The organism is Pseudomonas sp. S4_EA_1b, assembly GCF_016307435.1.
In the GTDB taxonomy this organism is placed as follows: Bacteria; Pseudomonadota; Gammaproteobacteria; order Pseudomonadales; family Pseudomonadaceae; genus Aquipseudomonas; species Aquipseudomonas rhodesiae.
Genome location: NZ_JAEILC010000098.1, coordinates 1 through 17,937, shown reverse-complemented (window position 1 = coordinate 17,937; position 17,937 = coordinate 1). Strand labels below are relative to the sequence as shown.

The following is a 17,937-nucleotide window of genomic DNA, read 5'->3' as shown; positions in this document are numbered from 1 at the left end:
CCTGCCCGCCTTCAGCCCGTGACTAAGCTTTGAAAAACTTCAACGACCTGCGCGCGGAACCGTGACATGAACAACGCTGTAACGCTCTACACCTGGGAAGGCATCAACCGCAAAGGCCGCAAGGTGTCCGGCCAAAGCACCGGACGCAGCCCTGCCGTGGTCAAGGCGCAACTGCGCCAACAAGGCATCCGCCCCGACCGTGTGCGCAAGTCAATTCCACGGCTGCCAGGCCTTGCCGCGCCGATCAAAGCCGCCGACATAACCTTGTTCACCCGCCAGTTGGCCACGTTGCTGAAGGCCGGCATTCCCCTGCTGCAAGCCTTCGATCTGATCAGCGAAGGTGTCGAGAAGCCGCCTGTGGGTGAACTGCTGCAAAGCCTGAGACAACAGGTCGCCGCCGGCACCACCCTGACTGAAGCGTTACGCAGTCAACCGCGTTATTTCGATGAGCTGTACTGCCATTTGGTAGCGGCCGGCGAACAGGCCGGCGCGCTTGAGACGCTGCTGGAGCGCCTGGCGGTTCATCGCGAAAAGAGCGAACAGCTCAAAGCCAGGATCAAAAAAGCCATGACCTACCCCATCGCGGTCGTGATCGTGGCCGGGCTTGTCACTGGCGTGCTGCTGGTGCATGTGGTGCCGCAGTTCCAGAGCCTGTTCGCCGAAGTGAACGGTAAGCTGCCGGGCTTCACCCTCGCAGTTATCGCTCTGTCGGAGTTCATGCAACATGCCTGGTGGATCGTCGCGCTGGGGCTTGGTGTGGGGGTTATTGGCCTGCGTCAGGCCTGTCGAAAATCGCCAATCTTTCGCCATTGGCTGGACGCCGGTTTGTTGAAAGCACCGCTGGCAGGCAAACTGCTGCAAAAATCAGCCGTGGCCCGCTACGCCCGTACGCTTTCAACCACCTTCGCGGCAGGGGTTCCGCTGGTGCAGGCCCTGGATTCAGTGGCGGGTGCCGCGGGCTCCGCCCCCTACAAACAGGCAATCGAGCATATGCGTCGCGACGTATCCACAGGTATGCCGTTGAATCACGCCATGGCCACCAGTGGTCTGTTTCCAGGGATGGCGATTCAGATGACGGCAATCGGCGAAGAATCCGGCACGCTGGACTTCATGCTGGAAAAAGTCGCCAGCCACTACGAAACCGAAGTGGATAACCAGGTCGATCACCTCACCAGCCTGATGGAGCCGCTGATCATGGTCGTGCTGGGAGGCATCGTCGGGTCGTTGGTCATTGCCATGTACTTACCAATCTTCCAACTGGGGAGCGCATTTTGATCCTACTGCTGAATGAATCCCCATGGGCCTTTGTCGCCCTGGCTTCGGTGCTGGGGCTGATCGTGGGCAGTTTCCTCAATGTGCTGGTGTGGCGCCTGCCGAAGATGCTTGCACGGGAGTGGCGTGCCCAGGCCCATGAAGTACTTGGCTTACCGGCCGAACCCGTCGGGCCGACCTACAACCTGATGCGCCCAAATTCCTGCTGCCCTCAGTGCGATCATGGGATCCGCCCCTGGGAAAATATTCCGCTGCTCAGCTATCTGGTCCTCAAGGGCCGCTGCGCTCACTGCAAGGCAAGGATCAGCCTGCGCTACCCATTCACCGAACTTGCCTGCGGATTGTTGTCGGCGATCGTGGCCTGGCACTTCGGCGTTGGTTGGCAAGCCGGGGCAGTATTGCTGCTGACTTGGGGCTTGCTGGCGATGAGCCTGATCGACGCCGACCACCAGTTACTGCCGGATGTGCTGGTACTGCCGCTTATGTGGCTGGGTCTGATCGTCAACAGCTTTGCACTGCTGGTGCCGTTGCCCGACGCCGTATGGGGAGCGGTGGCCGGATACATGAGCCTATGGTCGGTGTTCTGGCTGTTCAAGTTGGTCACTGGCAAGGACGGCATGGGCTACGGCGACTTCAAACTCCTGGCCCTGCTCGGGGCCTGGGGCGGTTGGCAGATCGTGCCGATGACCCTCTTGATGGCGTCACTGGTTGGGGTATTTGCCGGGTTGATACTGATGCGCGTGCGCAAGGCCCAGGTGTCCACGCCAATGCCATTTGGGCCCTATCTGGCGATTGCCGGCTGGATTGCATTGCTCTGGGGTGGTCAAATAACCGACTTCTATTTGCAGTCTGTCGGTTTCCAATGAGCACTTCTTCTGTTCCAACCCCGTGGATACTCGGCCTGACCGGCGGCATCGGCAGTGGCAAAAGCGCGGCAGCCCAACACTTTATCGATCTCGGAATCGATGCGGTGGACGCCGACCACGCCGCACGCTGGGTGGTCGAGCCAGGCCGTCCCTCGCTGGCGCGCATCGCCGAACACTTTGGCGATCGCGTGCTGTTGCCCGACGGCCAATTGGACCGTAGCGCACTGCGCAAACTGATCTTTGAAGTGCCCGAGGAACGCCGCTGGCTTGAAGCGCTGTTGCATCCTTTGATTGCCGAAGAAATTCGCAGCCACCTGGCACGGGCGCGCTCGCCTTACGCGATTCTGGTGTCACCGCTGCTGATCGAGTCTGGTCAGTACAGCATGACCCAACGCATTCTGGTGATCGACGTGCCGCAATCGCTGCAGATTGAGCGTACCCTGCAGCGCGACGGCATCAGCGAGCAGCAGGTGCAGGCCATTCTCAAGGCCCAATCCAGCCGCGAAGACCGCCTGAACCATGCCGACGACGTACTGGTCAATGACAGAGACCTCGCCTGGCTGCACAGCGAAGTCGAGCGACTGCACCACTTTTACCTTACTTTGCGTGGAGGCCGATCATGAGCCAACCCTTGACCGTCGACTGCCCAACCTGCGGCGCACCCGTGGAATGGAAAGCGACCAACCCCAACCGGCCATTCTGCTCGGACCGTTGCAAATTGATCGACCTGGGGGCCTGGGCCGCCGAAGAACACAAGATCCCCGTGGCCCCGGATGCCGAAGACGAACTGTTCTCCGAAGACCTCCCACCCCGCCACTAAGGGCGCATAAAGGCGTATTCCTGCTGGTCGTCGAGGTTTTCTGCCAGGTACTGCAGCTCGTCGGCCAGGTCTTCGAAACTGCGCACGCCCTTGCTTTGCTGCACGACGGCGCTCAGCATGGCACGCAGGGTCAGGCCCGGATCGAAACCGATCTCCTGTGCCGCGTCCTGGCTTCTGCGAAGTTCCTGCCGTGCCCACTCATACACACTCATGATCCGCACTCCTGGAAAATTTCCCAGAGCATGGGCCTGCCGTGACACAGGGTGTTTGATTTGGATCAACGCAGCGAATCGTCGTCCTTCCAGGGCGCCGAGAGGTAGCGTGTGCGATTGAAGGTTTCCAGCCATTCCGGACAAAACACCACCAGAGCGCTGATCACCGTGCCATTGATAAAGGCTTCGGGGAAGATGATCAGCCACAGGTAACCGATGAAGTCTTCCAACCATTCCGGCATGGCGAAAAGACCGTCGAACCACAACAGTCCCAGCCCCAGTAGTAGGCACGCCAATGCCGCCAGCGCTGCTGCCAGAAACCCTGAACAGAAGATATACACAAACGGATTGCGCGGCTGCGCGCGCTCTACCCGCAGTGCGACGCCTTCCGTGATCAGTACCGGCAGCACAATCAACAAAAGACCATTGATGCCGATGGCGGCCAGGTCTTGACGGCCCAGCATCATCAGACCAAGTTGTGCGACAAAACCACCGACAATCGCCAGCGGCCAGTCCAGCAGCAGGGTTACGGCTGTCATGCCAATGAAGTGATAGGAAACGCCGGTATCGAAATCGCGCCGGACCAACCACAGCATAAACAGCGCAAACACGGTGCCGAACAGCAAATGCTGGCGCCGTCGGTCGGCAAACAACTCAACCCACGGCGAACGCAGCACCGCCCACGCCAGCACCGGCGCATACAGCAGCCAGCCGATGCCGAGGGTGGGCGCTGTCAGCACGCCGGCGCTGATCACGGTTTCACCTGCTCCAGGGCCTGGCGCAGTTCAGCCGCGGAGCCGTATTCATGCTGCGCAATCAACTTGCCGCTCTCCAATTGCAGCCACAGCACTTTGTCCACAGCTCCCGGGTAGCGCGGCGCGATGCGCGCATCCCGGTCCAGCATGACCCGGTAGCTGTACGACTGCATGGCAGGTACCGCGAACAGTCTGGCGACCAATCGCGGCATGCGCTGAATGTCGGCGACAAATACCCCGTGACGGGCCTCCAGATAGCCCTTGGGCTGACCTTGCAGCGCGCCGTCGACGATTTTGGCGGCGTCCATGCTGCGGGCCACCAACAAGATTTGCGCCTGGTCATCCAGGGTATAGGCCTGATCGAACTGATCCAGCAGTGTCCAGGGCGCGAGGCGCTCGCCGACTTCGACGGCCTGGGCCCATAACGGCAAAAGACCCAGGAACAGCACTACGAATAACTTCACTGCGCACTCCTCATGCTCGCTTGATCGATAGAGCCGCCAGTCTACACCGACCTTTCGCACCGGGACTTCCTGTGGTCATCATTTGAACGCTAAGCTGCAAGCATGGATGACTCAGATTACTTGCGCCTGCTCACCGTAGCGGCCGAACAAGCCAATGCTTTCCTGTCCAATGCCCGCAAATGGGAGCGTGAGCGTTGGGTGTGCCAGCGCCTGTTGCAAGGCCTGAATGTGCCCTATCGCGCCGAAGAGTTCCACGCCGCCGGCCAAGAGCCGCCGGACGTGCTGTTTCGCGATGCAAGCTTCGAAGTGTTTTTCGTACTGGACGAGGGGCGGCGCCTGAACGACGAATGGCGCGATGAGTTACTGCGTCGACGCAGCGCGTTTTCCCTGAGCCAACTGGTGCGCCGCGAAGCCAAGCCACGGCGCATCCCCGCCCATGAGTTCCTGCTGCGCCTGGCGCCGACGCTGCGCAAAAAGGCGCATAACTACAAAGAGCGCGGGATGGATTTGGGCGAATTGGATATCGTCGCCTTCGCCAGTCTCAAGCGCGAAGTGCTCGACCTTAACAGTCACTTCCCTCCGCCGACCGAATACCTGCGCCAAGGCTGGCGCTCGCTGTCGCTGGTGGGGCCGACCTTTGCCCGAGTGCTGTTCGCGCACCCCGATGCGCCGGATTTCTTGCGCAACAATCTGGGCCGCAGCATAGTGTTCGACGTGGGCATCAGCCTCTGATCCCCGCCCTGTAACGTGGCGCCCCTTTGCAACGTCTACCTGACGAGGCCTTTATGACCAGCCGCCTGAAACCCGAAGACCAACAACGTGTCGAAGAATACCTGCAACTCTCCCAGCACAGAGTCGAGCGCAAGCCTTTCAGGCCCTGGCTGCTCCTCTGTGTGGTGCTGGTCGCAGTGATCGGGCTCGGGCTGCTGAGCCGTCTTTTGAGTTACCTGACGCTATGAGCTGCCTGGCGCTCGCGGGGGTAACCGCACCGATTTCTTTTAGCCTTGCGAGATATCCCCATGACCCATCGTATTATTATCGTCGGCGGCGGCGCCGGCGGCCTGGAGTTGGCTACCCGCCTGGGTAAGACTCTGGGCAAGCGCGGTACCGCCAACATCACGTTGGTCGATACCAACCTGACCCATATCTGGAAACCCCTGCTGCATGAAGTGGCTGCCGGTTCTCTGAACTCTTCGGAAGATGAACTCAATTATGTCGCCCAGGCGAAATGGAACCACTTCGAGTTCCAGCTGGGGCGCATGAGCGGGCTCGACCGTGAGCAGCAGAAAATCCAATTGGCCGCCACCCTCGACGAAGAAGGCCGCGAATTGGTCCCTGCGCGCGTGTTGGGCTATGACAGCCTGGTGATCGCCGTCGGCAGCACCACCAACGATTTCGGCACCGAAGGCGCGGCGCAACACTGCCTGTTCCTCGATACCCGCAAACAGGCCGAGCGCTTTCACCAACAATTGCTCAACCACTACCTGCGCGCCCATGCCGGGCAGACCGATGTGGTGGAAAAAATCAGCGTCGCCATCGTCGGCGCCGGTGCGACCGGTGTAGAGCTGGCCGCAGAACTGCATAACGCCGCCCATGAACTGGCGGCCTATGGCCTGGACCGGATCAAGCCAGAGAACATGCACATCACGTTGATCGAAGCCGGTCCACGAGTACTGCCCGCCCTGCCGGAGCGCATTGGCGGCCCGGTACATAAAACCCTGGAAAAACTGGGAGTGACGGTGCTCACGAATTCGGCGGTCAGCGAAGTAACGGCTGATGCGCTGATCACCAGCAGCGGTCAGGTGATTCCGGCCAGCCTGAAGGTGTGGGCTGCCGGGATTCGCGCGCCGGGCTTCCTCAAGGACATCGACGGCCTGGAAACCAATCGCATCAATCAACTCCAAGTGCTGCCGACGCTGCAAACCACCCGCGACGAAAACATTTTCGCTTTTGGGGATTGCGCGGCCTGCCCGCAGCCGGGCACTGACCGTAACGTCCCGCCACGGGCCCAGGCCGCGCATCAGCAAGCGTCGCTGTTGGCCAAATCCCTCAAGCTTCGGATCGAAGGCAAACAATTGCCGACGTACAAGTACACCGACTACGGCTCGCTGATCTCGCTGTCGCGATTCTCGGCGGTGGGTAACCTGATGGGTAACCTGACTGGCAGTGTGATGCTGGAGGGTTGGCTGGCGCGGATGTTCTATGTATCGCTCTACCGTATGCACCAGATGGCGCTGTACGGCGTGTTCCGCACGGCAATGCTGATGTTGGGCAGCAGGATCGGACGTGGGACGGAGCCGAGGCTCAAGTTGCACTGACAGTAAGGCCAGAGGGGGCTTGCTCGATATGAGAGCAAGCCCCCTCTTCACATGTGACCAGCCAAACTTTTGAGTTTTTGCGCGCACAAAAAAAATCCCCGTATCTTTCGATACGAGGATTTTTAACATGGTCGGGGTAGGGGGATTCGAACTCCCGACATCCTGCTCCCAAAGCAGGCGCGCTACCGGACTGCGCTATACCCCGGTAATAAAAAGGCGACCTTTCAGTCGCCTTATTCGATCAGTGCTTTTGGCCTCTGATCTTAAGATCTGATCCCAGCGTTAACTGGTTTCAAAAATGGTGGGTCGTGTGGGATTCGAACCTACGACCAATTGGTTAAAAGACAATTGGTTTTAGTGCTTCATAGCCCAGGATCGTGTTCGCTACACATAGCTGTTTCCGTGGCCTCGCAGCCTCTAATGAACCCACATTAGAGGCTCCAAACCATGAAAATCTCTGCGGTCGTTTCGACCAAAGGCGGCGTAGGCAAAACTACCATCGAGGCCAACCTCGGCGCTTTTTGTGCGGATGCAGGCCTGCGCGTGCTCATGATCGACCTAGATCCTGCACAGCCTTCGCTCTCCTCGTATTACCAATTGGTCGATGAAGCTCAAGGAGGCATCTACGACCTGCTGGCATTCAATATCACCGAATCAGCCAAGATCATATCCAGCACCACGATACCAAACCTGTCGCTTGTCATTTCCAACGACATCAACAACCAACTGAACAGCCTGATCCTGCAAGCACCTGACGGACGGTTGCGACTCGCCAACCTGATGCCGGGCTTCAAAGATCATTTCGACCTGGTACTGATTGACACCCAAGGCGCCAGGTCGGCAATGCTCGAAATGGTGGTCCTAGCCTCTGATTTGGTCATATCCCCACTTCCGCCCAATATGCTCGCTGCACGGGAGTTCAGCCGGGGATCCATGCAGATGCTGGACGGCCTGCGCGCCTATGGGCGCCTGGGCATGAAAATCCCTCCTGTGCGGATCGTCGTCAACAATCTCGACCAAACCACCGACGCGCAAATGATCGAGCAGTCGGTACGGGAAATTTTCCAGGACAATGACGAAATCAACGTTCTGGAATGCGTCGTCCCCTCCGCAGTGGTGTTTCGTAACAGTTCATCCCTGGGCGTCCCAGTACACCGCTTGGAATACAGACAGCCTTCCAACCGCATATCCCCTGCAGCCCTTGTCGTGATCCGCCAATTGGCCATTGAGCTTTTTCCAGAATGGCGTGACCGCTTCGAGGCCATGACCGAGGAAAAGGTAGCTAACTTGGTGAGGGAGGGTCGTTGAAATGGCGAAGCCCTCCATTACCGACGCCCGCAGTATTACTGCAAACCTCATCCTAGAGGTTGGCAAGTACTACAGCGCTCAGCAATTGCGCAGCTTGCAAGCCAAGCTCAGTGGAACCGCACGAGAAATCCGAGCCCTGACAAGCGGTTACCAATTACCCGGTCGGATTGGCGCTCAGTTGAGCGTTGACCAGCTTCAGCTTTTGCAGGACGCCGCGAAGCTTATCGAGTCAGTGAACTCGAACATTAAGCACGCGAAGGAAAAGCGCGGCCGCGACGAAAACCAAGCCAAACGCCGTCAGCAAAGTCGATATGCCGAAGCCAAACGCCTGGTAGCTGAAACATATTTAGAACCCTTTGCTCCTGAGCCAACGGCTTTGGACCCTCTTCTAGATATTCTTAAAACAGCGCTGACGCTTAATCGAGCAGACGTTTTCAGGAATGGTTATTCCCCTAGGGAGTTCAATCTCAGGCTCCGTGATTACCTGTCGCCTGCCAGAACTCGAAAGCTCATTGGCTGGACCAGCCCAAGTGCTTTTTGGATAAGCACGGTTCTCTCTCTTCGTAATGACGTTGTGCAAGCTGTTGAGCAAGAGATTGCTTACGACGATGGGTCAAGTGTTCAAGACCGCCTTGATGCCCTGAAACAGAAGGTTGCGGACTGCCTTGCCCGGACTCACCTCTCTGCTGATGAGGAAGAAACACTTCGCCTGTGGTCAGAGGCGCTCTCCCCCCGCCTCCAACAGGAAGGGGGTGAATGATGGACAAGCAAAAAGTCCTCAGCAAGGTCGCCAAACTCATGGCGCTGGCCAAGTCACAAGGCGCTGCCCCAAACGAAGTGGAAATTGCACTTCGTCAAGCTCGCCATTTGATGAATCAGTACAACTTGGAACACACCGAAGTCGCTGCCCATACAATCGAAGAATCCATTGTGGGTACCAAAACCCGTCGGGCACCGCAGGATTGGCTGCACAACCTGGCCTCAATCTGTTCCCAAGCCTTCGATTGCAGCCACTTGGCGTATTTCAATCCGCTACTTGGCTGGTCCTTCAAGTTCTTGGGGAAAGGTATTTCACCCGATCTGGCAGCTCACACCTATTCAACGCTGCATCACCAGCTTGTCGCAGCCCGACGAGCTCATGTTGCCCAGCAGAAGCGCTGCCAACTGAAAACCAAACGTCACCGCGGCCAACTGTTTGCCGAGGGCTGGCTCAATGCCGTCGCCTCTAAGGTGAACCAGTTTGCAGGTGGGATAGACGAAAACACTGCGCTGGAGATCCAAGCCTACCTGGAATGGCATCATCCAAAACTAACGCTAGCCATTATCAAGCCCATCGAAGCCAAAGGTCATGACACCCGCTCTTTGCAAGCGGGATGGGACCAGGGCAAGCATGCCAGGCTGCATCGTGGTGTCGGACAGCAGTCACAAGGAGCCCTTGGGCATGGAGGGAGCCAATGAGAACTCATTCGCTTTCACCTTTGGCCATGGCGGCGCTGGAACAAGCCAGATCCCAACTTGGGCTTGCCCCGGTTCACAAACACCATGTTTGGAGTGAGGCAGAAGAGCGCTCGCTCATTGCCCGCTATCCCAATGAACCGACTCAGGTCCTAGCCGCCGAATTGGGGCTCAGCGTCTATCAGGTCTATGCCAAAGCCAAACGGCTGGGCTTGAGCAAAAGCGCCGAGTTTCTTCGCAGTAGTCTCTGTGGCCGGCTTGACGGCAAGTTGGGCGCAGAATTCCGCTTTCCCAAGGGATCCGTCCCATGGAATAAGGGCCTTAAGGGGCTCCCCTCCTCTGGCCGTATGACTCAGACGCAGTTTAAGGCCGGCAATAAACCGGGGAACTGGCTGCCTATTGGCAGCCTGCGCACAACTCCTGACGGTTATCAGCAGAAGAAAATCACCGATACCGGTTACCCACCCGTTGACTGGAAAGCCGTGCATGTACTGCTTTGGGAGGAGCATCACGGACCAGTCCCTATAAACATGTGCGTGTGCTTCAAGGACGGCAACAAGGCCCATATAGCCCTGAATAACCTGGAGTTGCTGACGAGAGCAGAACGTATGCGTCGGAACACCATTCATCGGTATCCGGAAGAGCTGAAATCCGCAATACGCGCTATCGGCAAACTCAAACGCACCATCCGGGAGGTTGAACATGAAGAACAAGATTGAAGATCTACGTAATCACCTGTTCGTCGCGATCGAGAGCCTCCTGGACCCAGAAAGACCAATGGAAATCGAACGGGCCAAAGCGGTTGCCGAGGTTGCTCAGGTCATGATCAATTCAGCGAAGGTTGAAGTCGACATGGTCAAAGCCCTGGGGGCACGCAACGGGAGTGGTTTTCTTCAGATAGGCCAGGAGTCTGGGAAATGAATCACCTTGACCTCTCACCTCCCTACTCCGTAGAGGCTGAACAAGGTGTGTTAGGTGGGCTACTGCTCGACAACAACACCTGGGATCTCGTCGCAGACAAACTGGATGCCTCTGATTTTTTCCGACACGACCATCGGTTGCTGTTCCGGACAATGGCAAGCCTTGCTGACAAGTCCATTCCGTTCGACATCGTCACCGTCCACAACGCGTTGGAGGAGCCAGACGAAGCCGGAGGGCTGAGCTATCTGGGCGAGCTGGCCAAAAACACGCCGTCTGTAGCCAACATCGAGCATTACGCATCCATCGTGCGTAATCGCTCTCGGCTCAGACAGCTCATGTCCCTTGGATACCAATGCTCTCGCGAGGCGACAGACCCGTTGGCAAGTGCGGAGGATGTTCAAGAATCAATTGAACAGCAACTGTTCGCTCTGGGTGAAGGCAAGAGCGCAACGGAATTCGTCAATATCAACCAATGCCTGACGAACGTCGTCGAACAAATAGACGAACATTTCAACGGCAATATCACCGTGACCGGCCTGCCTTCAGGCCTGGAGGACCTGGACGAGCTGACGTCGGGTTTTCAAAAAGCCGACCTGATCATCCTCGGCGCGCGCCCGTCTATGGGGAAGACCTCTCTGGCCTTGAACTTCATAGATACGGCTCTGCAGGCAAAGCTTGATCGTACAGTTCAGGTTTTCAGCATGGAAATGCCGGCCAAAGCACTGATGTATCGATTGATGGGCATCCTAGGCCATATCGATCTGGGCAGGCTATTGAAGGGCAAGCTCGATGATGATGATTGGCCGAAGCTGACTGCAGCGGTTTCTCGTATTAATGGCTATGGAGAGCGGCTGGTCATCGACGACTCATCAGCGCTCACGCCTGCAGTAATCAGAGCTAAATCTCGTCGAGCAGCTCGTCGCTTCGGACACCCGAGCTTGATCCTGATCGATTACCTGCAGCTCATGCGCTGCCCAGGTCAGGAAAACAGGGCCAACGAGATCAGCGCTATATCCCAGTCCCTCAAGGCCCTAGCGAAAGAGATGAATTGCCCGGTGGTTGCGCTTTCCCAGCTCAACCGAGAACTGGAGCGACGGCCAAATAAGCGTCCGATCAACGCAGACCTGCGTGATAGCGGTGCGATTGAACAGGACGCGGACCTGATTATGTTCGTCTACCGGGACGAGGTGTACCACCCTCAGAGCGAACACAAAGGCATTGCAGAAATCATTCTCGGCAAGGCGCGTAACGGCCCAACTGGGACCGTACGAACAGCCTTCATCGCCAATCAGACCCGGTTTGCCAACCTCAGTCCCAACGCCGGCTGGCAAGGGGCTCAACTATGAAAAAGCACACCTCAGCGATGAATACTCTCGTACGCATCACTCACTGGTGCCTTCAATGCGATAGCCACCACCCGAAACATCAAGTGAGTGGCGCTCCAGCCTTACCCGGCGGTGAAGTGGACGAGCTTATTTGCCCTACTTGCAATAGCTATGACATCGAGGAGCTTCAGGAGGTGTCGGATGCACAGTAGCGCCGAGCTATTTCCTAGTATCCATGCCGGTGCCGTGTTCGAAGCCTCTGCTGTGGCTCATGCCCATAAATCTGGGATCAACCCGGTGGAGCTCGACGCATTAGCTCAAGCGATCGGCCGCCTTGCTCGTGACCACAGCACCGTGGTCCCAATGAGCATGCGTGAGGATCTGTTGGAGTTTGAGAAGCTCGGCTACGTCGAGCTGACCAACACGCCCAGCGCAACAATTACCGTTGAACTGCTCTGTGCGGGCGCCTTGCTATCCAGCTACTTCTGGTCGGTTTGGGTGCCCCGCTACCTCCAGTGCTGCTCGCTGAAAGTGGCCGTCATGTCTCACCTGCAACACCCCGCGGAAGTTCAGCACTGCAGCGTGGTGTTCCGCGTGCCTGGAGCACGTGAGGCTACGCGTCACTTTTTGCATGAGCTCGGTACCAAGTTTCCTGGCGATCAGGCTGAAATCATCGCGATCCAGACCGGTAACGTTCTGGCAGACAGGGATGCAGAGCTATGACCACCAATCTCCTACGCGGAAAAAGCGAGAGCCTTCGTGTACTCGTGAAGTTTGCTGAAGCGAATGGCTGGACGGTGTCTCGCACTCAAGGTGGCCATATCAAGTTCACGAAATCTGGCCTTGGATCGATTTACACCTCATCAACCGCAAGCGATTACCGCTCAGGCCTCAACGCCAAAGCCCGTATTCGTCGTGCTGATCGAGCTCAAACCCTACACTCGCAGGAGGCAATCTAATGCCTATCCGTCATTGCATCGTCCACCTGATCGACAAAAAACCCGATGGCACACCTGCTGTTCTCCAGGCACGCGATTCGGAGCTATCCGAATCGGTCGCCATCGAGAACATGCTTGCCGACCTCAACGAGAGCTATAACGCCAAACAAGGCAAGGCCTGGGGTTTCTTCCATGCCGAGTCCGGCGCGCACCCGTTTAGCGGCTGGTTAAAGCAGTACTTTGAAGGTGACCAGGACTTCACCGCCTTCAGCCACACGGCGGTCGAGCATCTGCAAAAGCTGATGGAAGAGTCCAACCTCTCCACCGGTGGCCACGTACTGTTTGCCCATTACCAGCAAGGCATGACCGACTACCTAACTGTCGCCCTGCTCCACCACAGTGAAGGCGTGGTGGTTACTGACGATCTGGACGTCACTCCTTCACGCCACCTGGACGTTGGCCAGTTGCACCTGGCAGCGCGTATCAACTTGTCCGAGTGGCAGAACAACAAGCAATCCAAGCAGTACATCTCGTACATCAAAGGCAAAAACGGTAAGAAGATCTCGGGGTATTTCAGCGACTTCATTGGCTGCATGGAAGGCGTCGACGGCCCGGGCGAAACCCGCGCCCTCCTCAAGGCGTTCAGCGACTTCGTTGAAAACGAAGACCTGCCAGACGAATCGGCCCGCGAGAAAACCAAGGCCCTGGTGGACTACGCCACCAGCCAGGCCAAGCTCGGTGAACCCATGGGCCTGGAGGAACTGTCAGGCTTGATCGATGAAGATCGCCCCAAGGCGTTCTACGACCATATCCGCAATAAGGACTACGGCCTGTCGCCGGAAATCCCCCTGGATAAACGCACTCTCAACCAATTCCGTCGGTTCACCGGCCGTGCCGAAGGCTTGTCCATCAGTTTTGAAGCGCATCTGCTAGGGGACAAGATCGAGTACGACGAGGCGTCCAATTCATTAGTCATCAAGGGGTTACCTACCCAACTCACTGATCAGTTGAAACGTCGCTGAACACACTTTCTACCCTAGGCATCGGAGCCCACCATGAGTAACAAACCACAGCGTCTGCATGAAGAAAAATTCGTTATTCGCCTGCCCGACGGGATGCGCGAACGCATCGCGTTGGAAGCACGTGAAAACGCCAGGTCGATGAACTCAGAAATTGTTTATCGGCTGGAGACAACTGCCGAACTTGAAGCTGCTCTGGATCGTGCTTTGAAAATCATTGACCAGCTTTTGGCGGCAAGCCCGGCTTATGAGCAGCCAGGAGCCAGAGTATGAAAGCGTCTTTGGCCCAAACCATGAAAGATAAGCTGTTGCTGCCGGCGTTTGAATCGAAGTCGCCGGTGGCAGCGCGAATGAGCGACCCCATCGTCGATACCCCCATGCTGTTGACTCTCGACGAAACGCTGCCGTATGACGAAAACCCAAGGACGACTCGTAACCCGAAGTACGATGAAATTAAAGAGTCGATACGAAATCGGGGACTCGATACGCCACCTCCCGTCACTCGTAAACCTGGGGAAGATAAGTACCGGATCCGCAACGGCGGCAACACTCGCCTGGCAATTTTAAACGAGTTGTATCGTGAGACCGGCGACGAGAAGTACTTCAAGTTTCACTGCCTATTTCGACCCTGGGACGCCGTTCGGGGCGAAATCATCTCGCTCACCGGCCACTTGGCTGAAAACGACCTCCAAGGCCAGCTCCTGTTCATTGAGCGGGCTATTGGGGTCGAAAAAGCGAGAGCGCTGTATGAAACAGAGGCAGGGGAGTCTATCTCATTACGTGAGCTTTCACGGCGGCTGTCAGCGGATGGCTACCCGGTCTCCGCGTCTCACTTGAGTCGTATGCACGACACCATTCGGTACTTACTGCCAGCAATTCCAGGCGCGCTGTACTCTGGACTGGGAGTAGACAGAATCATAAAGCTTCTGTCTTTGCGCAAAACAGCTCTTCAGTGCTGGGATCGCAATTATCAAGAGCAGGAGCAGCACCTTGATTTCGATACGCTTTTCCAAGATGTACTGTCCCAGTTTGAGGGCGACGCTGAAGAATTTCTATTCCAGCGATTTCAGGACGAACTGATAGATCACCTTAAAAAGCCGCTGAACCTCGGCTACGAGCAAATACTGTTGGAAATCACTCAGAACCAGGACCAATTGCGCCGGTCTACGCCGGTTCTTGAGCTGCCACAGTACCCTGCATCGCAATTTGAGGGGGGGACTCAACTTAACGTTTCGAACAATGGCATTGAGGCTAATCAGAACCCTCTACAACTACCCCCTACTACTTCGGGGGGCAGCACACATAAGACGACGCCCTCCAAAGAGAGTCCTTCACCTCAAGGGGTGCAACAGCAACTGGCCCCAACTCCGCAGGAGCAAATGAGCCCACAAGAGCGCCAAGCACGTATCGATGGGCACGTTGCGAGCCCTGTGAAGACTTCTCCCAGAGTCGACAAGATGAAACGGGAGCTCGCTGCGCTTGACGGTGAGGTCTTGCCCGACTTCGCCTCCAATGCCTTGGTGGCCATCCCTGTTCAAGCTGGCGGACTCAATCCCATTTCTGACCTTTGGTACATCGAACGCGAAATAGACAATACCGCGACCCTGCGTCAGCACATCGCTCAATTGGCTCGCGAAATAGCCAGCTCGGTCAAAGCCCCAGGTCAATTTATCGATATCGATGGTGGCGTCGGGTTCAGCTACCGACACCCCGAAGCGGAAGTCGAAATTACTGCCACAGCCCAACATACCTTGACGCTGCTCCAGTCTTTGAGCGGCTCGATGGCCATCGTACTGAAAATGATTCAGCAGCAACCCAAGCTTCAAATCGACGCGTTGGCTGACTTTGAGTTCGCAGCCGGACTGGGCCAGATCTTACTGGGCCAGCCTCACACAAAAGATCAGCCCCCTGAAAGTGAATGCCGTCTCAGCGACGGCGCTCTAGTGAAGCTGTTCCGCATTATTCGTCTCGCAAGACGTTTGATTGACCTGGAAATCCAGTCAGTCGCCAACAACGGTCCGAATTCAGCCAGTTAACACACGGACTCTACAAGGGGGAGTCGTCATGTCCAAGACACCAATAAATGAAGCAATCCTGTCACAGGTGCTTCATCACATGCGTAATGGCCAACTTCGGCGCTGCATCGAAATGGGCCTGGAGCCAGAGATATTGGCTCAGCTCCAACAACCTTCAGTACTGAGCTTGCTGCTTAACACTCCCGTGTCTTGGTGCAACGTCACCATTGATGGGGACATGGTAAAAAAACTACTGTCAGGCGCGCAGCGTTCTGATGAAGAAGTGCGCATGATTGAACGTGCGCTGCGACTTGGCGCGACCACTCAAATGCTGCAACAGTTCTTCGGGCTGTCTCCGCAGGATGTGGCCCTTCAACGCCTAATGATCGGCGTGACGGCACGTCGTGGCCGTTGGCGCGAATTCAGTGAGGAGATGGACGCTCAGCTTTGGTACCGATGGACGCACCTAATGCAAGAGCATCAGGTAGAGCTTGGCGACAGTCTCGCGTTGCTGGACATCGCCATGTTGGTCGCCGAGGAACTCAATGCTCCACAGGATACTAGCCCAGATGAGACCCACGAAAACCTCAGCCTGGCCATCATCTGGCATCGCATTCAGTCCTGGATAAAGGAAGGGCTTTACCCTCCTGCAAACCCTGGCCTTCCGAGAAGGCTACAGCTTGTGTCTTCTCAACGACTTGCACAGCCTGCAGCGACATCGGTGGAAGGTGACTCTGTATTATGAGGTTGTCTCGGCTTCCCTTGTCGACGCTTTTAGACTCGGCCTCGGGTCACCTTGAAGCTCATTTGCTTCAGAAAAAAGAGTCGGCGCCTCCGGGGATTGAAGGGTCTTCCCCCTACTCCGGAATTATTTTCAGCGGGAACCCACACGAAACGGTTCCTCGCCGATTGCTTTTGGATGATCGCTTAACCCCGCTTGAAAGAAACACCTGGCAGGTATTTCGCCTACTGATCAATGACGACGGCCTTACGGCGTTCCCTACCTATGACCAACTGCGGCCATATTTGGGTATGCAACCCGGTAGGCCTGCCTCGCGTGAAACTGTATCAAAAGCATTAGTGACCTTACGTCTCACCCGTTGGCTTAGCCTGGGGCGACGGGTGCGCAATGATCTGAGTGGACAAGTGCAAGGCAACGTCTACCTGCTTCACGACGAACCGGTCACACCGGCCGAAGCTATAGAGTTCGACAAGGACTACTTGCAGCTACTCGCGCAGTCAATGCAGCACCAGACCAAGGTGATTCGCGAAGTGGCAGAAATTGCCTGGAAGGAATTTGCAGCTGATCCTGATGTTGGCCAACGCTTACCTAGCAGGCTGGACATCATCGAATCCCGCATGAATAGCCAGGCCTGGACCAAAGCGCAGGCTCCAGTCGTTCTTAAAGCGACTGAGTTCGGAATCCGAACTCAGCAAAATATAGCTCTATCTCCACTGAGTTCGGATACCGAACTCAGTGAAAAAGGCGAAGAGCGAATCGCTTTGGAGCAGAGTTCGGATGCCGAACTCAGCCGTAAATCACTGAGTTCGGACTTAGTTCGGCATCCGAACTCATATAGTACGTATACAGATACACACAAAGATGTTTGTAAAAGCTCTGTACATGTACCGCCCACACCAAACGACATCGCTGCCGATTTGCTCGGTGCACTGCATCGACTACCGGTCGAGCAAAAACAGAACGCGGTCCTGGCGCTGCAAAAGGTTCCAGCAGAGTTGAAAACCGCGCTCATCAAACAATGGGTCCACCGCTGTGACTCGGGAGGGGTCCGAAACCCGCTTGGATACTTAATGACGCTCGTCGGCATGGCCGTTCGCGGCGATTTCAACAGCCAATGGAACCCTGACGACAAGGCAAAAGCGAGCCCCGAGCGTCAAGACGCTTCAGCCCCGCCAGAGGGCGCAGAGCAGCCGACGAAGACGCTAACGCAGACGCGTAGCCCTGAGTCGATACAAACCGCAAAACACACACTCAGCGGAATGCTGCATCTGCTGAAGCCTAATCGGGGTACACATCCATGATGTCAGGTGGACAACCAGAATATCGTGGTAACGCGGCCCAGAGCGAAGCGGTCGTGACCGGAATCTGTGCCAGCTACACAGCAAGTGTTGCGGCCCGCAACACCCTGACAGGAACCGAAATACGCCGCGGCCGCCACGCAAGTGACTCGGCCCAAATCACTTGCCCAGGATCCGGCATTCGTGCCAGCGACACGGCAAGTGTTGTG

General features: G+C 56.7%; 23 protein-coding genes and 1 tRNA gene. 20 read left to right on the top strand and 4 right to left on the bottom strand.

Annotated features, from left to right (window positions below; translation table 11 throughout):
* Positions 1-66: 66 nt before the first annotated feature.
* Genes YA0848_RS27280 through yacG form a run of 4 tightly spaced genes read left to right on the top strand, consistent with a single transcriptional unit; the run spans position 67 to position 2,958 of the window.
* Positions 67-1,275: a type II secretion system F family protein gene (locus tag YA0848_RS27280; protein ID WP_169902843.1), complete on the top strand. Its 1,209-nt coding sequence runs from the start codon at positions 67-69 to the stop codon at positions 1,273-1,275.
* Positions 1,272-2,138 carry a prepilin peptidase gene (locus YA0848_RS27275; RefSeq protein WP_034095833.1) on the top strand — a complete coding sequence of 289 codons (867 nt, stop codon included), beginning with the start codon at positions 1,272-1,274 and terminating at the stop codon, positions 2,136-2,138. Before YA0848_RS27280 ends, YA0848_RS27275 begins: the two co-directional genes overlap by 4 nt.
* A complete protein-coding gene (coaE, locus tag YA0848_RS27270; RefSeq protein ID WP_169902845.1) occupies positions 2,135-2,761 on the top strand; it encodes a dephospho-CoA kinase in 627 nt (208 codons plus the stop codon). The genes YA0848_RS27275 and coaE overlap by 4 nt, the downstream gene beginning before the upstream one ends.
* Positions 2,758-2,958: a DNA gyrase inhibitor YacG gene (gene yacG / locus YA0848_RS27265; RefSeq protein ID WP_034095831.1), complete on the top strand. Its 201-nt coding sequence runs from the start codon at positions 2,758-2,760 to the stop codon at positions 2,956-2,958. The genes coaE and yacG overlap by 4 nt, the downstream gene beginning before the upstream one ends.
* Here the strand turns inward: yacG and YA0848_RS27260 are convergent.
* The 3 genes from YA0848_RS27260 to YA0848_RS27250 form a co-directional block, all read right to left on the bottom strand.
* Positions 2,955-3,170 carry a hypothetical protein gene (locus YA0848_RS27260; protein WP_003171680.1) on the bottom strand — a complete coding sequence of 72 codons (216 nt, stop codon included), beginning with the start codon at positions 3,168-3,170 and terminating at the stop codon, positions 2,955-2,957. The two genes, yacG and YA0848_RS27260, sit on opposite strands and share 4 nt — an antisense overlap.
* A 65-nt stretch (positions 3,171-3,235) precedes the next feature.
* A complete protein-coding gene (locus tag YA0848_RS27255) occupies positions 3,236-3,925 on the bottom strand; it encodes an energy-coupling factor ABC transporter permease (RefSeq protein ID WP_034095830.1) in 690 nt (229 codons plus the stop codon).
* Entirely contained in the window at positions 3,922-4,389 is a 468-nt protein-coding gene (locus YA0848_RS27250; protein ID WP_034095829.1) for a hypothetical protein, read from the bottom strand. Before YA0848_RS27250 ends, YA0848_RS27255 begins: the two co-directional genes overlap by 4 nt.
* A 102-nt stretch (positions 4,390-4,491) precedes the next feature.
* Between YA0848_RS27250 and YA0848_RS27245 the strand changes: the two genes are divergently transcribed.
* The 3 genes from YA0848_RS27245 to YA0848_RS27235 are packed head-to-tail and all read left to right on the top strand — an operon-like array spanning position 4,492 to position 6,707.
* Positions 4,492-5,121 (top strand): DUF1780 domain-containing protein, encoded by a 630-nt coding sequence (locus YA0848_RS27245; protein ID WP_017845475.1) that lies wholly within the window; start codon positions 4,492-4,494, stop codon positions 5,119-5,121.
* A gap of 53 nt (positions 5,122-5,174) precedes the next feature.
* A complete protein-coding gene (locus YA0848_RS27240) occupies positions 5,175-5,348 on the top strand; it encodes a DUF3094 family protein (protein ID WP_034095827.1) in 174 nt (57 codons plus the stop codon).
* A 60-nt stretch (positions 5,349-5,408) separates the two neighbouring features.
* A complete protein-coding gene (locus tag YA0848_RS27235) occupies positions 5,409-6,707 on the top strand; it encodes an NAD(P)/FAD-dependent oxidoreductase (RefSeq protein ID WP_034095826.1) in 1,299 nt (432 codons plus the stop codon).
* A gap of 128 nt (positions 6,708-6,835) precedes the next feature.
* Here YA0848_RS27235 and YA0848_RS27230 read toward each other — a convergent pair.
* Positions 6,836-6,912 (bottom strand) — tRNA-Pro (locus YA0848_RS27230).
* A gap of 242 nt (positions 6,913-7,154) precedes the next feature.
* Here YA0848_RS27230 and YA0848_RS27225 point away from each other — a divergent pair.
* From YA0848_RS27225 to YA0848_RS27165, 13 genes are all read left to right on the top strand, one after another.
* Positions 7,155-8,015 (top strand): ParA family protein, encoded by an 861-nt coding sequence (locus tag YA0848_RS27225; RefSeq protein ID WP_008437313.1) that lies wholly within the window; start codon positions 7,155-7,157, stop codon positions 8,013-8,015.
* A gap of 1 nt (position 8,016) precedes the next feature.
* Entirely contained in the window at positions 8,017-8,775 is a 759-nt protein-coding gene (locus YA0848_RS27220; protein ID WP_008437314.1) for a hypothetical protein, read from the top strand.
* On the top strand, positions 8,772-9,473 hold the full coding sequence (locus YA0848_RS27215; RefSeq protein ID WP_008437315.1) for a DUF2786 domain-containing protein: 702 nt from the start codon (positions 8,772-8,774) through the stop codon (positions 9,471-9,473). Before YA0848_RS27220 ends, YA0848_RS27215 begins: the two co-directional genes overlap by 4 nt.
* Positions 9,470-10,189, top strand: a complete 720-nt coding sequence (locus YA0848_RS27210) for an HNH endonuclease signature motif containing protein (RefSeq protein WP_020301295.1) — start codon at positions 9,470-9,472, stop codon at positions 10,187-10,189. The genes YA0848_RS27215 and YA0848_RS27210 overlap by 4 nt, the downstream gene beginning before the upstream one ends.
* Positions 10,173-10,391, top strand: a complete 219-nt coding sequence (locus YA0848_RS27205; RefSeq protein ID WP_008437317.1) for a hypothetical protein — start codon at positions 10,173-10,175, stop codon at positions 10,389-10,391. Before YA0848_RS27210 ends, YA0848_RS27205 begins: the two co-directional genes overlap by 17 nt.
* A complete protein-coding gene (gene dnaB / locus YA0848_RS27200; protein WP_044275348.1) occupies positions 10,388-11,737 on the top strand; it encodes a replicative DNA helicase in 1,350 nt (449 codons plus the stop codon). The genes YA0848_RS27205 and dnaB overlap by 4 nt, the downstream gene beginning before the upstream one ends.
* Before the next feature lie 180 nt (positions 11,738-11,917).
* Positions 11,918-12,439 carry a hypothetical protein gene (locus tag YA0848_RS27195; RefSeq protein WP_008437321.1) on the top strand — a complete coding sequence of 174 codons (522 nt, stop codon included), beginning with the start codon at positions 11,918-11,920 and terminating at the stop codon, positions 12,437-12,439.
* Positions 12,436-12,675 carry a type II toxin-antitoxin system HicA family toxin gene (locus YA0848_RS27190; RefSeq protein ID WP_008437325.1) on the top strand — a complete coding sequence of 80 codons (240 nt, stop codon included), beginning with the start codon at positions 12,436-12,438 and terminating at the stop codon, positions 12,673-12,675. Before YA0848_RS27195 ends, YA0848_RS27190 begins: the two co-directional genes overlap by 4 nt.
* The gene (yejK, locus tag YA0848_RS27185) at positions 12,675-13,676 is read left to right on the top strand and encodes a nucleoid-associated protein YejK (protein ID WP_008437326.1); all 1,002 of its coding nucleotides are present in this window, start codon (positions 12,675-12,677) and stop codon (positions 13,674-13,676) included. The genes YA0848_RS27190 and yejK overlap by 1 nt, the downstream gene beginning before the upstream one ends.
* Positions 13,677-13,709: 33 nt before the next feature.
* Entirely contained in the window at positions 13,710-13,946 is a 237-nt protein-coding gene (locus YA0848_RS36465; protein ID WP_008437327.1) for an Arc family DNA-binding protein, read from the top strand.
* Positions 13,943-15,709 (top strand): ParB family protein, encoded by a 1,767-nt coding sequence (locus YA0848_RS27175; protein ID WP_198712592.1) that lies wholly within the window; start codon positions 13,943-13,945, stop codon positions 15,707-15,709. Before YA0848_RS36465 ends, YA0848_RS27175 begins: the two co-directional genes overlap by 4 nt.
* A gap of 28 nt (positions 15,710-15,737) precedes the next feature.
* Positions 15,738-16,433, top strand: a complete 696-nt coding sequence (locus tag YA0848_RS27170; protein ID WP_008437329.1) for a DUF2857 domain-containing protein — start codon at positions 15,738-15,740, stop codon at positions 16,431-16,433.
* The gene (locus YA0848_RS27165) at positions 16,430-17,731 is read left to right on the top strand and encodes an STY4528 family pathogenicity island replication protein (protein WP_019816979.1); all 1,302 of its coding nucleotides are present in this window, start codon (positions 16,430-16,432) and stop codon (positions 17,729-17,731) included. Before YA0848_RS27170 ends, YA0848_RS27165 begins: the two co-directional genes overlap by 4 nt.
* Positions 17,732-17,937 lie beyond the last annotated feature (206 nt).